Source organism: Streptomyces sp. NPDC091281 (assembly GCF_044757425.1).
GTDB lineage: Bacteria > Actinomycetota > Actinomycetes > Streptomycetales > Streptomycetaceae > Streptomyces.
In genome coordinates, this window is record NZ_JBIVUY010000001.1 from 843,025 (window position 1) to 858,880 (window position 15,856).

At 73.8% G+C, this 15,856-nt stretch carries 16 protein-coding genes; 2 read left to right on the forward strand and 14 right to left on the reverse strand.

What is annotated here, in order from left to right:
* Nucleotides 1–35: 35 nt before the first annotated feature.
* The 6 genes from ACIQPQ_RS03700 to ACIQPQ_RS03725 all read right to left on the reverse strand — a co-directional run bounded on the left by ACIQPQ_RS03700 (nt 36) and on the right by ACIQPQ_RS03725 (nt 6,508).
* Complete coding sequence (locus tag ACIQPQ_RS03700) at nt 36–686, reverse strand: LuxR C-terminal-related transcriptional regulator (RefSeq protein ID WP_383771601.1); 651 nt, start codon at nt 684–686, stop codon at nt 36–38.
* Nucleotides 671–1,972 carry a sensor domain-containing protein gene (locus tag ACIQPQ_RS03705; protein ID WP_401299231.1) on the reverse strand — a complete coding sequence of 434 codons (1,302 nt, stop codon included), beginning with the start codon at nt 1,970–1,972 and terminating at the stop codon, nt 671–673. Before ACIQPQ_RS03705 ends, ACIQPQ_RS03700 begins: the two co-directional genes overlap by 16 nt.
* Before the next feature lie 68 nt (nt 1,973–2,040).
* The gene (locus ACIQPQ_RS03710; RefSeq protein ID WP_401299233.1) at nt 2,041–3,081 is read right to left on the reverse strand and encodes an NAD-dependent epimerase/dehydratase family protein; all 1,041 of its coding nucleotides are present in this window, start codon (nt 3,079–3,081) and stop codon (nt 2,041–2,043) included.
* 96 nt (nt 3,082–3,177) lie between these two features.
* The gene (locus ACIQPQ_RS03715; protein ID WP_401299236.1) at nt 3,178–3,870 is read right to left on the reverse strand and encodes a winged helix-turn-helix domain-containing protein; all 693 of its coding nucleotides are present in this window, start codon (nt 3,868–3,870) and stop codon (nt 3,178–3,180) included.
* Between the two features lie 420 nt (nt 3,871–4,290).
* Entirely contained in the window at nt 4,291–5,322 is a 1,032-nt protein-coding gene (glnII, locus tag ACIQPQ_RS03720; protein WP_401299239.1) for a glutamine synthetase, read from the reverse strand.
* Nucleotides 5,323–5,824: 502 nt separating this feature from the next.
* Nucleotides 5,825–6,508, reverse strand: a complete 684-nt coding sequence (locus ACIQPQ_RS03725; RefSeq protein ID WP_401299242.1) for a hypothetical protein — start codon at nt 6,506–6,508, stop codon at nt 5,825–5,827.
* 349 nt (nt 6,509–6,857) lie between these two features.
* Here ACIQPQ_RS03725 and ACIQPQ_RS03730 point away from each other — a divergent pair, with 349 nt between their 5' ends.
* Nucleotides 6,858–7,172: a hypothetical protein gene (locus ACIQPQ_RS03730; RefSeq protein WP_383780978.1), complete on the forward strand. Its 315-nt coding sequence runs from the start codon at nt 6,858–6,860 to the stop codon at nt 7,170–7,172.
* Nucleotides 7,173–7,244: 72 nt separating this feature from the next.
* Here the strand turns inward: ACIQPQ_RS03730 and ACIQPQ_RS03735 are convergent, their stop codons facing one another.
* The 7 genes from ACIQPQ_RS03735 to glnA all read right to left on the reverse strand — a co-directional run bounded on the left by ACIQPQ_RS03735 (nt 7,245) and on the right by glnA (nt 14,246).
* Nucleotides 7,245–8,480 (reverse strand): winged helix DNA-binding domain-containing protein, encoded by a 1,236-nt coding sequence (locus ACIQPQ_RS03735; protein WP_401299244.1) that lies wholly within the window; start codon nt 8,478–8,480, stop codon nt 7,245–7,247.
* 139 nt (nt 8,481–8,619) lie between these two features.
* Entirely contained in the window at nt 8,620–9,195 is a 576-nt protein-coding gene (locus ACIQPQ_RS03740; protein WP_401299247.1) for a DUF1269 domain-containing protein, read from the reverse strand.
* Nucleotides 9,196–9,400: 205 nt separating this feature from the next.
* The gene (locus tag ACIQPQ_RS03745; protein WP_383780969.1) at nt 9,401–9,985 is read right to left on the reverse strand and encodes a hypothetical protein; all 585 of its coding nucleotides are present in this window, start codon (nt 9,983–9,985) and stop codon (nt 9,401–9,403) included.
* 2 nt (nt 9,986–9,987) lie between these two features.
* A complete protein-coding gene (gene htpX, locus ACIQPQ_RS03750; protein WP_383780966.1) occupies nt 9,988–10,908 on the reverse strand; it encodes a zinc metalloprotease HtpX in 921 nt (306 codons plus the stop codon).
* A 123-nt stretch (nt 10,909–11,031) separates the two neighbouring features.
* A complete protein-coding gene (locus ACIQPQ_RS03755; RefSeq protein WP_401299250.1) occupies nt 11,032–12,453 on the reverse strand; it encodes a hypothetical protein in 1,422 nt (473 codons plus the stop codon).
* A gap of 12 nt (nt 12,454–12,465) precedes the next feature.
* Complete coding sequence (locus ACIQPQ_RS03760; RefSeq protein WP_383780964.1) at nt 12,466–12,723, reverse strand: hypothetical protein; 258 nt, start codon at nt 12,721–12,723, stop codon at nt 12,466–12,468.
* A 113-nt stretch (nt 12,724–12,836) separates the two neighbouring features.
* Nucleotides 12,837–14,246, reverse strand: coding sequence for a type I glutamate--ammonia ligase (glnA, locus tag ACIQPQ_RS03765; RefSeq protein ID WP_401299253.1), 1,410 nt, complete (start codon nt 14,244–14,246; stop codon nt 12,837–12,839).
* 231 nt (nt 14,247–14,477) lie between these two features.
* Between glnA and ACIQPQ_RS03770 the strand changes: the two genes are divergently transcribed.
* A complete protein-coding gene (locus ACIQPQ_RS03770; protein ID WP_383780960.1) occupies nt 14,478–14,945 on the forward strand; it encodes an RDD family protein in 468 nt (155 codons plus the stop codon).
* Between the two features lie 135 nt (nt 14,946–15,080).
* On the opposite strand, the gene ACIQPQ_RS03775 is transcribed toward ACIQPQ_RS03770, so the two are convergent.
* On the reverse strand, nt 15,081–15,782 hold the full coding sequence (locus ACIQPQ_RS03775; protein ID WP_383780958.1) for a DUF4191 domain-containing protein: 702 nt from the start codon (nt 15,780–15,782) through the stop codon (nt 15,081–15,083).
* Nucleotides 15,783–15,856 lie beyond the last annotated feature (74 nt).

A 15,856-nucleotide genomic window follows, 5' to 3' on the forward strand; every position in this document is an offset into this window, starting at 1 on the left:
CCCGGCGGAGCACCGCCGCGACCGGGAGCGGCAGGTCACCGGTCCCGGTCGAGGTAGGCGAGCACGGCCAGCACCCGCCGGTTGTCGTCGTCGGAGACCTCCAGGCCGAGTTTGGTGAAGATGTTCGCGGTGTGCTTGGCGACCGCCCGCTCCGTCACCACCATCCGTCCGGCGATCGCCGCGTTCGACCGGCCCTGCGCCATCAGCTCCATCACCTCCCGCTCCCGCGGCGTGAGCCGGGCCAGCGGCCGGTCGGCCTCCCGCCGCGCCAGCAACTGCGAGATCACCTGCGGGTCCATCGCCGTCCCGCCCGCCGCGACCCGCCGTACGGCGTCCACGAACTGCTCCGCGTCGAACACCCGGTCCTTCAGTAGGTACCCCACCCCGCCCCGCCCGTCGGCGAGCAACTCCCGCGCGTAGAGCTGCTCCACGTGCTGGGAGAGGACCAGCACCGGCAGCCCCGGCCGCTCCCGCCGGGCCCGCAGCGCGCACTGGAGCCCCTCGTCGGTGTGGGTGGGCGGCAGCCGTACGTCCACCACCGCGACGTCCGGCCGCAGGTCGGCCAGGGCCCGCTCCAGCTCGGGCCCGGTCTCCACCGCCGCGGCGATCTCGAACCCGAAGGCCTCCAGCAGCCGCACCAGCCCGTCCCGCAGCAGGAACAGGTCTTCGGCTAGGACAACGCGCACGGAATCTCCATGGTCACCATGGTGGGACCGCCTGCCGGGGAGCTGACGGCCAGGACGCCGTCGAATGTACCGAGCCGCCGCTCCACCCCGGCCAGCCCGCCCCCGTCCCCGACGGTCGCGCCGCCCCGCCCGTGGTCGGTGACGGAGATCCGCAGATGGCCGTCCCGGTGGTGCAGGTCGACCCAGATCCGGTCGGCGCCGGAGTGCTTGACCGCGTTGGTCAGCACCTCGCTGACCGCGAAGTACGCCGCCGACTCCACCGGGGTGTCCGCCCGGCCGGGCAGGTCCACCGTCACCTCCGTCGGGGTCGGCAGCCGCAGCGCCAACGCCCGTACGGCGTCGCCCAGTCCGCGTTCGGCGAGCACCGGCGGATGGATGCCGCGCACCAGGTCGCGGAGTTCGGCGAGGGCGTCGGCGGAGGACTGCCGGGCGTGCGCGAGGAGTTGCTTGGCCCGTGCCGGGTCGGAGTCGACGAGCATCGCGACGGTGCCGAGGTCCATGCCCATCGCCACCAGCCGGGCCTGCGCCCCGTCGTGCAGATCCCGTTCGATGCGCCGGAGTTCGGCGGCCGAGCTGTCCACCGCGTCCCGCCGGGTCGCGGTCAGCACCCGTACCCGCTCGGCGAGTTCGGCCCGGCTGGGGGTGAGGAGGGCGGCGGTGAGCCGGAAGTGGTACCCGAGGGCGGTCACCGCGTACCGGTGGGCGAGGACCAGCAGCACGGCGGCGAGCAGGGCGGCGCCCAGGGCGGAGAGCGGGCCGGTGACCGGGACGAAGGCGTACCAGTAGGTGTCGCCGCCGTCCGCGACCGCCCGCCACAGCCCGAGCGCCAGCGCGAACCCCTCCAGCGGGAAGAACACCAGCACCGCGGGCGCCAGCGCGGTCAGGAACCCGGCCGTCATGTCGACCGGCAGCCAGCGCAGGTCCCGCAGGACCTGCGGGTCGCGCAGCATCGCGAAGGTCCGCGTCCACGGGTTGGCCCCGGCGGGCAGCGGCCGGTACGCCGACTCGATGCGCACCCCGCCCCAGGCGGCGGCGAGCGCCCGCCGCCGGTCGGCGACGGCCCGCACCCCCGTCAGCACGTACGGGGTGGTGACCAGGCCCATCCCGATCGGGATCAGCGCCACCGACACGGCGGTGAGCACGAAGCACAGGACGGCGGACGGCAGCGCGAGGACGGCTAGCCCGAGACCGCGCGCGGCGGCGAGCACCATGCCCCGCGCCCGCACCCGTGCTCCTGTCCTGCCGTCGCCGGTCCCGCCGTACCCGCTCTTGATGTCGGTGTTCATGCCGCAAGTCTCGCCGCCGGGCGGCCCCCGGTCACTGGCCGGAGCCCCCGGCCGGGGGGTGGTGCCAGCTACACCCCCCGGGTTCCGTCCGCCGTCCCGGACGGCCCCGGACCGGCCGCCGCGAGCACCTTGGCCTCCACCTCGGGGTCCAGGCCCTTGAGGGTCCGGTCGGCGCGCTGCGGCGCCGTGCCGCCGATCTCCCGCAGCCAGCTCCAGGTGTCGGCGACGGTCTCGGTGACCGGGCGGCAGCGCAGCCCGGCCGCCACCGCACGCGAGACGTCGGCGCGGTGCAGCGCGTCGTGCAGGTCGGTGCCGGGCGGCACCCACACCGGCAGCTGCGTCCACGGTTCGATCCCGGCGTCGAGGACCGTCTCCGGCGCCGTCCAGCGCAGCTCGGCCGGGCCGCCGGTGGCCCGCACGCACGCCTCCAGCAGCTCACCCATGGTCGCGTGGCCCGACGGCGAGATCAGGGTGTACGGCCCGCTCAGCTCCCGCTCCACCGCGCCGAGCGTCCACGCGGCGAGGTCACGGGCGTCGACGTACTGGAGGGGCAGGTCCCGCGGTCCCGGCGCGAGGACGGGCCCGCCGCGCGCGATCCGGCCGAGCCACCAGGGCAGCCGGCCGACGTTCTCGTACGGGCCGAGGATCAGCCCGGCCCGCACCAGGAGGGAGGCGTCGGCGCCGAAGGCGTCCACGGCGGCCAGCTCGCCGCCCCGCTTGTCGCGGGCGTAGTCGGTCCGCTCCGCGTCGGGCGCGGCCCCCTCGACGAGCGGCGCGTCCTCGGTGTACCCGGCGGGCGGCGCCCACGCGTACACCGAGGCGCTCGACACGTACACGTACCGGCGGGCGCGGCCCCGCAGCAGCCGCGCCGCCTCGTGCACCGCGCGGGGCGCCGCCGACCAGGTGTCGACGACGGCGTCCCAGCCCTCGCCCGCGAGGAGGGCGTCCAGGCCGCCCGGCGCGGTGCGGTCGCCGGTCAGCGACCGCGTGCCGGGGACGGGTGCGTGCCGTCCCCGGTTCAGGACCGTCACGTCCCAGCCGCGCCCGAGGGCCGCCTCGACGACGGCCCGTCCCACGAACTCCGTACCGCCCAGCACCAGAAGTCTCATGCCGGTGACTCTGCCCGCCGCGGGGGCGGGAGGGAACCGTCCTCTGCCGACGGCAGAGCCGGGCCGCGCGCCGCGGGCGGTGCGGGCCGCGGGGGGTCAGCGGCTGGTCGGCGGGGTGTACTTGTAGCCGACGCGGCGCACGGTCTGGATCGCCTTGCGGTGCTCCACGCCCAGCTTGCGGCGCAGCCGGGCGACATGGACGTCGACGGTACGGCCGTCGCCCACATGTCCGTAGCCCCACACGGTGGTGACGAGCTGGTCGCGGGTGTGCACCCGGTGCGGGTGCGCGACCAGATGCGCGAGCAGCTCGAACTCCAGGTACGTCAGGTCGAGTTGGCGCCCGTTCACGGACGCGGTGCGCTGCACGTCGTCGATCCGCACCAGCGGCTCACCGGCCTCCGGGACGGCGGGGACCGCGGGGGCGGAGTCGGTGGCCCCGGCGGGTGCCGTCGGCGCGGACACGGGCGCCGGGGTCTGCGGCTGCCCGGCCAGGGCCAGCGGCAGGAACGGCGGCTGCTGGTCGGCCGGGACGAGGACCAGGTAGCCGACCATCGGCGGCTGGCCCGGCAGGGTGGGCAGGGTGTGCGGGGGAGCGGGCAGCCAGGTGGCGCCCGGCGGGAGGAAGTCGGTGACGTCGACCACCTCGTCCCGGTCGACGGCGCGCAGCCGGTGCCGGGCGGTCCCGGCGGCGGCCGGGGCGGGGTGCGGGGCGGCGGAACCCGAGGGGAGCGCCGGGACGGAGGACAGGGCGGAGACGGAGGACGAGGAGAGTGAACGAGAGGTCGCCATGAGGGGTCAGCTCTTTCGCGCGAGGAGTTCGTCGGGGAGGACGACGGCCGCGATTCGTGGTCGGGGTCCGTCGAGGACGTACGTCGTGCGCGCTGGCCGAAGGCCGGGGTGTACGGCTTTAGAGGGCCGGCGCGTTCCTCACGCGGCAACACACCCGGTCGAAGTCGTGGTGCTGACGGGAAGGCCAGAACGGCTCCAGGTCGTGGCGACCCGTAGCGGTGCGGTTCTGGAAGCTGGCCATGGGCCCATTGAACCAGACACCTGCCCGTAACAGGAGGCTCCTCTCACAGCTTGGACGCCTCCTTGGCGCGAAGTGGCCGCCGGAGCGCGGAAGGGGCGCCCGCCGTCACGGCGGGCGCCCCTTCCGGAACACCTCGGGAGACCTCCCAGGACCCTCGGCGGGCCCCGGAAGACCGTCGGTCAGACCTGTCCGGCCTTCTCCAGGGCGGAGCAGCAGGTGTCGACGAGCAGGCGGGTCACCACGTACGGGTCCACGTTGGCGTTGGGGCGGCGGTCCTCGATGTAGCCCTTGCCGTCCTTCTCGACCTGCCACGGGATGCGCACCGAGGCACCGCGGTTGGAGACGCCGTAGGAGTACTCGTTCCACGGGGCGGTCTCGTGCAGACCGGTCAGGCGGTCGTCGATGCCCGCGCCGTAGTGCTTGACGTGGTCGAGGGGCTTGGAGCCCTCACCGAGCGACTCGGCGGCGGTGATGATCGCCTCGTAGGTCTCGCGCATCGCCTTGGTGGAGAAGTTGGTGTGCGCGCCCGCGCCGTTCCAGTCGCCCTTGACCGGCTTGGGGTCGAGGGTGGCGGCGACGCCGAAGTCCTCGGCGGTGCGGTAGAGCAGCCAACGGGCCACCCACAGCTGGTCGGAGACCTCCAGCGGGGCGAGCGGGCCGACCTGGAACTCCCACTGGCCGGGCATGACCTCGGCGTTGATGCCGGAGATGCCGAGACCGGCGGCCAGGCAGTTCTCCAGGTGCGCCTCGACGACGTCACGGCCGAAGATCTCGTCGGCGCCGACACCGCAGTAGTAGCCGCCCTGGGGGGCCGGGAAGCCGCCCTTGGGGAAGCCGAGCGGGTAGCCGTCCTTGAAGAAGGTGTACTCCTGCTCGATGCCGAAGATCGGCTCCTGCGCGGCGAACTCGGCGGCGACCTCGGCGAGCGCGGCACGGGTGTTGGACTCGTGCGGCGTCATGTCGATGTCGAGGACCTCGCACAGCACGAGGATGTCGTCGCCGCCGCGGATCGGGTCCGGGCAGGTGAAGACCGGCTTGAGGACACGGTCCGAGGCGTGGCCCTCGGCCTGGCTCGTGGAGGAACCGTCGAAGCCCCAGATCGGCAGCGCGTCCAGACCGGCGGGGGAGCCCGCGACGATCTTCGTCTTGGAGCGGAGCTTGGCGGTCGGCTGGGTGCCGTCGATCCAGATGTACTCAGCCTTGAAGGTCACGGGCCACTTCCTTCGGGGGTGGTCACACGCACGTGCGGGTGCTGCGAGTGCCGCGGGTGCCGCGGTTCCGCCGGGCTCGGCGGGATGCACGAGTGCCGCTGCGCTACGACACCGGGGCGCCGCACTCGATGCCCGGCAGACTGCCAACAGGCGATTTCCCGATCATTGCCCGACTGTGAACCCCGTGTTACCGGCCGATGCTGTGGCGCGTCTCACCTGCTCCGGGGCGTCTCCGGGGCGCCTCGGGGACACCTTCGGGGCGCCCCACGGGCCTCTCGGGGCGGGGGAGCGGGCCGGGAGTGCCGGGTGCGCGGGCGGGCGGGGGCCCCGACGCGGGGCCGGGCCGGGGACTCGTATGCGATGGGCTTGACGGGGCCGGGGGCGGGCACGCGCCGCGCCTCCCCGTGGCCGCCGGTCGCCCACACGCGGCGGTCCCGCTGTTCGTGGCCGCGAACAGCGGGACCTGTGACACGTACGAGATCGAGCGGTCGGCGCTAAGGCGTCACCCCACCTTCTCGATCACGGCCCGGCGGATGAGGAACTTGCCGGGCTCACGCACCTGCTCGAAGGCCGCGTTGTTCAGCAGCACACAGCTGCCGGACACCGAGGTCACCTCGACGGTGGTGGACTTGTTGTTGTCGAGGTTGGTGACCTTCAGCTTCGTGCCCGCCGGGAACTGGTTGCTGGACGCGGCCGGGGCGCCGCCCTCACCGGAGAGGGTGACCGTCGAGCCGTTGCAGACCTGCTGGCCCGCGGCGCCACCGCCACCGCCCGCGTTCTGCGGCGGGTCGGCCTGCGGCGGGTTGCTCTGCGGCGGGGTGTTCTGCGCGGGCGGCTGGGCCTGCTGGTTGCCGCCCTGGGCCGGAGGAGCCGCCTGGGAGCCCTGAGCCGACTCCCCAACGACGCAGTCCGACGCCTTCTGCTGCACCTTGATCTGGGCGATGACGGCCTCACGGTTCGTGATGCGGGCCGCGGACTGGGCGTCCGGGTTGGCCCGCTGGTCGTCGATGAACTTCTGGTTGTTGCCGAGCGCGGTGGCCAGCCCCTGGCAGACGGTCGACTCGGCCGCCGTCTGCGCCGCGTTGGACGTCGTCGCCATGACGAAGGCACCGCCGCCCGCCACGGTCGCCGCACCCACCAGCAGTGCGATCTTCTTCTTCGGGCCGAGGGTTCTCCTGCGCGACATACGCGCCTCCTGCAAGGGGGGAGTAGGGAAGCGGACGCCGGTATGTACGAGGCACCGGCAGGTCGTTACTCAGCGGTTACAGGAGTCAATCCACGTGGCGTGCGTCACACGGGAGTCGGGTGCGGGGCGGGCGCGGGGCGCTGCCGTGCCCGTCTCTGTTCGAATTCGTGAAACCTCACGTGCCCCTGTCGGACCATCGGGTGACGAGACGCCAACTACGGCCACCACCAGCACATTTCACTGCCCTTCCGGCCCCCCGGATGTCAGTGGGCGGCGGTACACTGGGGGCAGTGTTCGAGAGTTCCGCCGGGGGTCAGACCGGAGCCCCGGCCGCGACAGGAGGATGCCTGTGCCCGCTGCCGCACTGAAGCCGAAGCCGCTGCCCACCCAGTCCACCGCCAAGCGGTCCGTCCCGCTCGACCGGCCCTGCGCGCCGGTCGCCAAGCGGCCCCTGCCGCCCGGCCGCCCCCGCGACTGGTACCTGACCCACAACCGCCGCCTCAAGGCCATGCGCCTCGCCATCGCCCTGCTCGACTCGGGCGTCTACCTGCCCGGCCAGGCCCGCAACGAGAAGATCCGCAGCACGGCCGCCCTCATCGGCGTCCACCCGCCGTCCGACACCACCTGCCACATGGTCCGCGCGCTGATGCGCTACGCCCGCTGAGGACGGCTCCGCCGGGAGGGGGACGAGGCGGGGAGGGGCGAGGCGGGGGAGAGGGCCTGCCCCGCCTCGCCCCTACCCCGCCAGTTCCTTCTCCACCGGTGTCCGGAAGCGGGGCGTGACGCGGGTCCCGTCCAGCCAGCCCCGCAGCCGGTCCGCCTCCGCGCGGATCGCCTTCTCCGCGTCCCGGTCCGTGCCCTCGTCGTCCGTCAGGACGCGCCAGGCCAGGTCACCGTCGGCGCGCTGCGCCCAGGCGCCGACGATCCGGCCGTTCCACCACACCGTCGGACCGATGTTGCCGCTGCGGTCGAAGAGGGCCGGGCGCAGCGCTGTCGGGAGATACCAGTCGCGGGACTGCCAGCCCATCGCCGTCGGATCGAGCGCCGGCAGCAGAGCCGCCCACGGCTCCTCCGGCGCGGCGACCGGCTCCGCGTCCCCCGCCACCACGAACCCCGTGCCCGTGGCGGACGGGCCGCCCTCGCCGCCCGTGCCCTCGTCCAGCGACACCGTCTCCGCGCCGATCGCCGCCAGCGCCTGCCGCACCTCCGACACCTTCCACCCCGTCCACCACTTGAGGTCGGCCTCGGTCGCCGGACCGCACACGGTGAGCCAGGCGCGCAGCAGCTCCGCCTGCGCCCCGGCCGGGTCCAGCTCGCGATGCGCGGGCGCGGGCGCCCACCGGAACTGCGACGAGGTCCACGAGCCCAGCGGTCTGCCCCGGACCACCTTCCCCTCCACGCCCAGCACCTTCAGCAGCCGCGAACCGACGGTGTGAATCCCCTCGTACGGCTTCCCCGCCGCGTACGCGAACCGCTCCCGCAGGCGCGGTTCCTCGCGGGCCAGCTCCGCCGCGGTCGCCTCGCCGAGCCGTTCCAGCGCGGCCAGCGCCGCCGCCTCCACGTCCGCCAGCCAGACCGCGTCCGGCGCGCCCGCCTTCGCCATGTCCTTGAGCAGCGCCGCCCGTTCCCGCGCGGCCACCACCAGGCCCGTCGAGGCGTGCACCACCGCCGCCGACGCGGTGGGGAAGGCGAACACGGTGTGCCGCATGCCGTGCATCCGCACCAGCGACCGGTCCTCGTACAGCGCGCGGCCGGTCTCCCGGACCGTCACCGACGCGTCCGCGAGACGCGCCCCGACCGAGAGATAGACGGCGGCCGGATCGGAGCCGTGCAGCGCGACGAGATCGGCGGCCACCTCCTCCGGCGTCGCCGCCCGGCGCGCGGGCGTCAGCCGGTGCCGCAGCGCGAGTCTCGCCCGCCGCTCGGCCACCCCGACCCGCCGCACCCCGCCCGCCGCCCTGCCGCCACCCATGACCCGCCTCCGTCCGCCGCACCCGCCCTGTCCCGCCATCCTCCCCGACCCCACTGACAACGGGCCCCTGCCCGGTGCGGGGCAGGGGCCGAGAGGGGGGAAGGGGCGATGCGGAGGGCGTGGCTGGGGCCGCGGAGGACTACGCCGTCTGCGCGCCCGGTGCCTCCGGTGCTTCCGGCGCGCCCGATGCTCCCGCCGGGCTCCCGGTGTCCGCCGCCGCCGGACCCGTCTGCGCCGCCTTGATCGCGGCCCGGAGCTGTTCCTCCTCCGCACCGCTGAGCGAGGTCTGCACCAACTGGCCCCCGAAGGAGGCGATCTGCGGGACGACCTTGTCCCCGGCGGCGTGCTTCACCAGGACGAAGAGGGCCGCGGCGCCGGGGCGGAGGTTCTGGCTGAGGTCCTTCATGAAGGAGTCGTTGATGCCGGTGTCGGTGAGGGAGCCGCCCGCCGCGCCCGCCGCCGCACCCACCGCGGCCCCCAGCAGCGGGGCCAGGAAGAGGAGGCCGATCACGCCGCCCCAGACGGCGCCCCCGGCCGCGCCGACCGCCATGTGGTTCACCGCCTGGTGCAGCTTGATGTGGCCGTCCTCGCGGCGCTCGACGACGACCGCGTCCTCCAGTTCCACCAGGTGCTGCTTGGACAGCTCGAACAGCTTCGCGCGCACCTGGTTGGCGGTGGCGAGGTCGTCGTAGGCGACGACGAACAGATTGCTCATGCCGGGCACCCCTTAGGCCATGCCGAGTGGATGAGGCGCCGACGGACCGGCAGGGAGGAACCGTCGGCCGATCTCCTGACGTACCGGTACGCCGTTATGCGCCTTTTGTGGCGACTCTAGGGCGGGCGGGAGCATGCCGCATGCCGGGCATCCGGTGGGCAGAGGCGCCGGGGGGCGTCCGGCGGCGGGGCCTCACGCACCGGGATCAGATTCCGGGCGCCCCCCACACCGGGAACCAGCGGCCCAGGTCCTCCTCCATCCGCAGGTCGTCGGCGAGGGCGGCCTTCACCTGGAGTTCCAGCGCGCTGTCGCGCCGCTCCGCGGGTCCGGCGAGCGGGGCGAAGGGGTAGAAGGAGCCGCGTTTGTAGAGGTAGACGAGTGCCAGGCGGCGCCCTTCGCCGTCGGTGAAGCCGACGAGGGAGCACAGGAGCTGCGGCCCGAAGCCGTTGACCTCCATCGCGCTGTTCACCGCGTGCAGGTCGTTGACCAGGGCGGAGAGGTCGTCGGGGCCGCGGTGGGAGAAGAGCCAGGAGTAGCCGTAGTCGTCGCGCAGCAGCCGGACCGGGGGCCCGGTGCGGTCGATGTCGGCGTCGAGGAGGGCCTGGACCTCCCGGTGCGTCTGGTCGAAGGCCGCGCCCTCGACGGTGGCGAAGCAGACCGCGCCCTGCCCGGTCGGGGTGAACCCGGCCGCCGCCTCCAGCGTGACCGCCGCCGACGGCAGCGCGAAGAGACGGTCGAGGTCGGGCGCGACCGGCTTGGACCGGCCGAGCAGGATGTCCAGCAGCCCCATCGTCAGCCCGCCTTCCCCGGAGTGGCGGCCTCGCCCAGTTCGGCGGAGATCCGCCCGAGCTGCGCGAGCCGCTGCTCCAGACTCGGGTGGGTGGAGAACAGGCCCGCGAGGCCGGGCTCGGCACCCAGCGCGGGCGTGAAGTAGAAGGCGTTGAACGCCTGGGCCGTACGCAGGTCCTTGGACGGGATGCGCGCGATGTCCCCGGTCACCTTGGTCAGCGCGGAGGCCAGCGCCGAGGGCCGCCCGGTGAGCAGGGCCGCCGCCCGGTCGGCCGCCAGTTCGCGGTACCGGGACAGGGCGCGGATCAGCAGGAAGCTGATGCCGTACACCGCGACCGAGACCCCGATGACGGCGGCGAAGACGGCCGCGGTGTTCTGGTCGCGGCGTCCGGCGCCGAAGAGCTGGCTGTAGAAGGCGAACCGCACCACCAGCCCGGCGATCACCCCGAGGAACGAGGCGACGGTGATCACCGCGACGTCCTTGTGCGCCACGTGCGCCATCTCGTGCGCGAGCACCCCCTCCAGCTCGGCCGGTTCCAGCCGCCGCAGCAGCCCGCCGGTCACGCACACCACGGCGTGGTCGGCGTTGCGGCCCGTGGCGAACGCGTTCGGCATGTCCAGGTCGGACACGGCCACCACCGGCTTCGGCAGGTCCGCCATCGCGGAGAGCCGGTCGACGACGGCGTGCAGCTGCGGGTACTCCTCCCGCTCCACGACCCGCCCGCGCATCGCGAACAGCGCGATCCGGTCGGAGAACCAGTACTGCGCGCCGAGCATCCCCGCCGCGACGACCACGACCAGCACCCACGACTTCAGCAGCACGATCAGCGCGGCGACGAACGCCACGTACAGCAGTCCCAGCAGAAACAGCGTGACCGTCATCCGCACGGTCAGCCGCCGGTCGCTCCGGAAGCGGCTCCGCATGTGTACCACCACCCACAGATCAGGCACTCGGCCCCACTGCCAGTGTGCACCGCGCCCCTCCCATGAAGCGCTCCCGATCCCCCCTAGGACCAGCAAAGCCTCCCGCCCCGCTGTCCCATGGCGTCACCGGGCCGGAAGCCCCGCCTCCCACCGCAGCCGCCGCACCCCGTCCGCCCCGGCCACCGGCCCGATCCGCTCCAGCAGCGCGGCCACCTCCACCGCCTCGGCAGCGGCATCCGGTCCGGCCACCACTCCACGCCGTACGTCGGCCGTCACCCGCCACCGCCGCACCCTTTCCTCGGCCCGCCGCCGCAGCGCCTCGTCGGGATCGTCCAGCACCCCCACCAGCGCCCGCAGCCCCGCGACCCCGCCGTACGCGCCGAGCAGCCGCACCGCCGCCAGCCGTACGTGGCGCGGCCGTCCCGGCGCCAGCCGCTCCGTCAGCCCGGCGGCGTCCAGCAGCCGCGCGGACGGTGCCAGCGCCTCGGCCACCCGGCGGGTGACCGCGGGCGCCGGATCGTCGAGCAGCGGCCACAGCAGCGGTACGTCGGTCACGTCCAGGACCCGCAACCCGTCTACGGCGCGGGCCCGTACGCCGGGCGCCGGATGCGTGAGCAGCGCGCGCAGCGTGTCCGCGTCGACGGCCCGCTCCCCGCACTCCGCCAGCCCCGCCACCGCTCCCGGCGGCAGCAGCGGCTCCCGGACGTCGGCGCACCGGCGCCGGTACCAGGCCAGCGGATCGGCCCCGGCCGCCCGGACGACGTACCGCGCGCAGGCCCGCACCCCCGCCGCCCGGTCGGTGAGGAAGGCGGTGGCCTCCCCGGCCCGTCCGGCGGCCCGCAGCGCGGTCACCCCGGCCGCCCGCACCCCCGGATCGCGCGCGCCGAGCAGCGCCCCGAGCACGTCGTCGTACGCGCCGCCGTTCCGTACGGCGGCGAGCGCGGCCTCGGTGCCCAGCCTCCGCACGACGACGTCGGGGTCGTCGGCGGCGCGGGCCAGGTCGGCGGGTGTGAAGAGACCGTCCGTCACGGCGAGCCGGTACGCCAGCCGCCGCGCGTCACGGTCGTCCCCGGCGAGCAGCGCGCCGAGCGCGTCCCGGCCCGCCCGGCGCAGCACGCCCGTCAGCAGGTCCAGGGCGTACGCGCCCCGCTCCTGGCGTGCGACCCGTACGACCAGCGGCGCCAGCGCGACGGCGGTGTCCGGCCCGAGCCGGTCCCGCAGCACGTCACGGGCCGCCTCCCGCACCGGGCCCGCCCAGTCCGCGGCGCGCAGCACGAGAAGCGGCAGCAGCTCGGGCCGCCCCGCGGCCCGCCGTACGGCGACCTCCCGGACCCGTCCGTCGGCGTGACACAGGGCGAGCGCGAGCCACGACTCCCCGCCGGGACCGGTACCGTCCGCGGCCCACAGCTCTGCGCGCCCCGGCACCACCCCGTACGCCCCCGGCCCCCGCACGGCCGCGTCGAGCGCCACCCACGCCTCCGGGGCGCCGGTGCCGAGCGCTTCGCGCACCGGCCCCCCGGCCGCGAGCGCTCCGGCGGCGCTCACCGTCCGGGCCCGCTAGTACGGGGCACGGAACTGGGTCCACCCCAGGAGGAGGATGAGGGCGGCGACGCAGCCCAGGACGATCGCTGTCGACACCCAGGGTGATCTGCGGCGGGTCACGGGGGTCGGGTCGGGGCGGAAGGGCTGGGGGGTGGGTGGGTGGTGCTTCCAGCGGGCGGCCAGCATGCGGGCCCGCGCCGAGGGCTCCTTGTGGTCCGCGCCGTCGGCCCAGCGCAGGTCGAACTCCCGCTCCTCGTCGCCCGGTCCGGACATCTCCCGCTCCCGCTGCCGTCGAACACCCGTACAGAAACCATACGACGGCGCCCCCGCCCGGAAGAACCGGTACGGGGGCGTCGGAGTCCGGGGAGCGCGGGCTCCCGGCGCGATCACACGTCGAAATACAGCTCGAACTCGTGGGGGTGCGGGCGGAGCTGGAGCGGGGCGATCTCGTTGGCGCGCTTGAAGTCGATCCACGTCTCGATCAGGTCGGACGTGAAGACGTCGCCCGCGAGCAGGAACTCGTGGTCGCGCTCCAGGGAGTCGAGGACGGCCGGCAGCGAGGTCGGGACCTGCGCGACGTTGGCGTGCTCCTCGGGGGCCAGCTCGTAGAGGTCCTTGTCGATCGGCTCGGCCGGCTCGATCTTGTTCTTGATGCCGTCCAGGCCCGCGAGCAGCAGCGCGGAGAACGCCAGGTACGGGTTGCCGGAGGAGTCGGGCGCGCGGAACTCGACGCGCTTGGCCTTCGGGTTCGAGCCGGTGATCGGGATGCGCATTGCGGCGGAGCGGTTGCGCTGCGAGTACACCAGGTTGATCGGGGCCTCGAAGCCCGGCACCAGGCGGTGGTAGGAGTTCACCGTCGGGTTGGTGAACGCCAGCAGCGACGGCGCGTGCTTGAGGATGCCGCCGATGTAGTAGCGGGCGGTGTCGGACAGGCCCGCGTAGCCGGCCTCGTCGTAGAACAGCGGGTCGCCGTTGGTCCACAGCGACTGGTGGACGTGCATGCCCGAGCCGTTGTCGCCGAAGATCGGCTTCGGCATGAAGGTCGCGGTCTTGCCGTTGCGCCAGGCGACGTTCTTCACGATGTACTTGAAGAGCTGGAGGTCGTCGGCCGCGGCGAGCAGCGTGTTGAACTTGTAGTTGATCTCGGCCTGGCCGGCGGTGCCCACCTCGTGGTGCTGGCGCTCGACCTTGAGGCCCGCGCGGTCCAGCTCCAGGGAGATCTCGGCGCGCAGGTCGGCGAAGTGGTCGACCGGCGGGACCGGGAAGTAGCCGCCCTTGTAGCGGACCTTGTAGCCGCGGTTGTCCTCCAGGGCACCGGTGTTCCAGGCGCCGGCCTCGGAGTCGATGTGGTAGAAGCTCTCGTTCGCGCTGGTGGCGAAGCGCACGCTGTCGAAGACGTAGAACTCGGCCTCGGGACCGAAGTACGCGGTGTCGGCGATACCGGTCGACGCGAGGTAGGCCTCGGCCTTCTTCGCCACGTTGCGCGGGTCGCGGGAGTACTGCTCGCCCGTGATCGGGTCGTGGATGAAGAAGTTGATGTTCAGCGTCTTGTCGCGGCGGAAGGGGTCCACGCGCGCCGTCGACAGGTCGGCCCGCAGCGCCATGTCGGACTCGTGGATGGCCTGGAAGCCGCGGATCGACGAGCCGTCGAAGGCCAGCTCCTCGTCCGGGTCGAACGCCTCGACGGGCACCGTGAAGTGCTGCATGACGCCCGGCAGATCGCAGAAGCGGACGTCGACGAACTTGACGTCCTCATCCTTGATGAACTTCTTGGCCTCGTCGGCGTTCTGGAACATCCAGCTCCTCCTACTCCCGACCGCCCGGCCGGGGTGGTAGTTCGTTCGTGCGGCCAGTGCGGTGGCACACGCTGTCGTCGACCCTAGGGACGGGTGATTTCTCCGGCGTGACCCGTTTGTTTCGCAGAAGTTAACCGGCCCGGCCTCCACCGTAGCCCCCTACCACTCCGCCCGGCCCGCGGGGAAGACCCGGCCTGCCCGTGCGGGGGAGGGGCACAGTACCGTGGTCGGGTGGACAACAGGCAAGCAATCGGATCGTGGCTGTCCGGCCCGCGCGCGGCCATGGAAGAGGCCGGGGCCGACTTCGGCTACCGGGGCGAGCAGCTGGGGCTGCCCGAGCACGGGCCCGGTTCGCTGGCCCGTCCGGGCCGTCGGCTGGGCGCCCTCGCCGTCGACTGGGGGCTCTGCCTCTTGATCGCATACGGCCTCATCACGGACGGCTACGGCACCGACACCGGCAACTGGACGCTCCTCGTCTTCCTGGTGATGAGCCTGCTCACGGTCGGCACCCTCGGCTTCACCCCCGGCAAGCGGCTGTTCCGGCTCCGCGTGGTCTCCCTCGACACCGGCACCGTCAACCCGCTGCGCGCCGCCGCCCGCTCGGTCCTGCTCTGCCTCGCCGTCCCGGCCCTGGTCTGGGACCGCGATGGCCGCGGCCTGCACGACCGGGTGGCCCGCACGGTCGAGGTCCGTATCTGAGCCACCGTGCCCCGCGGCGGCGCGGACCCGCGGCCTCACGACCCGCGGCCGAACGACCCGCACACGTCTGAGGGGCGCCCGGAGTGATCCGGGCGCCCCTCAGACGTCGTGTACGGGTGGTACGGGTCGTGGTGGTCAGCGCTGGCGCGGGCCGCCCTTCGGCAGCCGCATACCCTTGGGCATCGGGCCCTTCGGCAGCGGCATGTTGCTCATCAGGTCGCCGAGCGAGCGCAGCCGGTCGTTGGTCGCGGTCACCTGCGGGCCGGTGAGCACGCGGGGCAGCTTCAGCATCGTCGTCCGGAGCTTCTTCAGCTCGGTCTGGCCCTCGCCGGTGCCGACGATCAGGTCGTGCACGGGGACGTCGGCGACGATGCGGTTCATCCGCTTCTTCTCCGCGGCCAGCAGGCTCTTCACCCGGTTCGGGTTGCCCTCGGCGACCAGGACGATGCCGGCCTTGCCGACGGCCCGGTGCACCACGTCCTGGTTGCGGTTCATCGCCACCGCGGGGGTGGTGGTCCAGCCCCGGCCGACGTTGTCCAGTACGGCCGCCGCGGCGCCCGGCTGTCCGTCCATCTGCCCGAAGGCCGCCCGCTCGGCCCGGCGCCCGAACACGATCGCCGTCGCGAGGAAGGCGAGCAGGAAGCCCAGGATGCCGAGATATACGGGGTGACCGATCAGGAAACCGATCGCGAGGAAGACACCGAAGGTGACGATTCCGACAGCCGCGAGTACAAGACCGATCTTCTTGTCGGCCTTGCGGGTCATCTTGTAGGTCAGGGCGATCTGCTTCAGTCGCCCGGGGTTAGCGGCGTCCGCCGCCGTGTCCTTCCTCGCCATGCCCCGCAGTCTACGTGGCCCCGGGAGTGCCGACGACGGCAGTGCCCGGTGGGGGAGCCCGCCGGGGGAAGGGG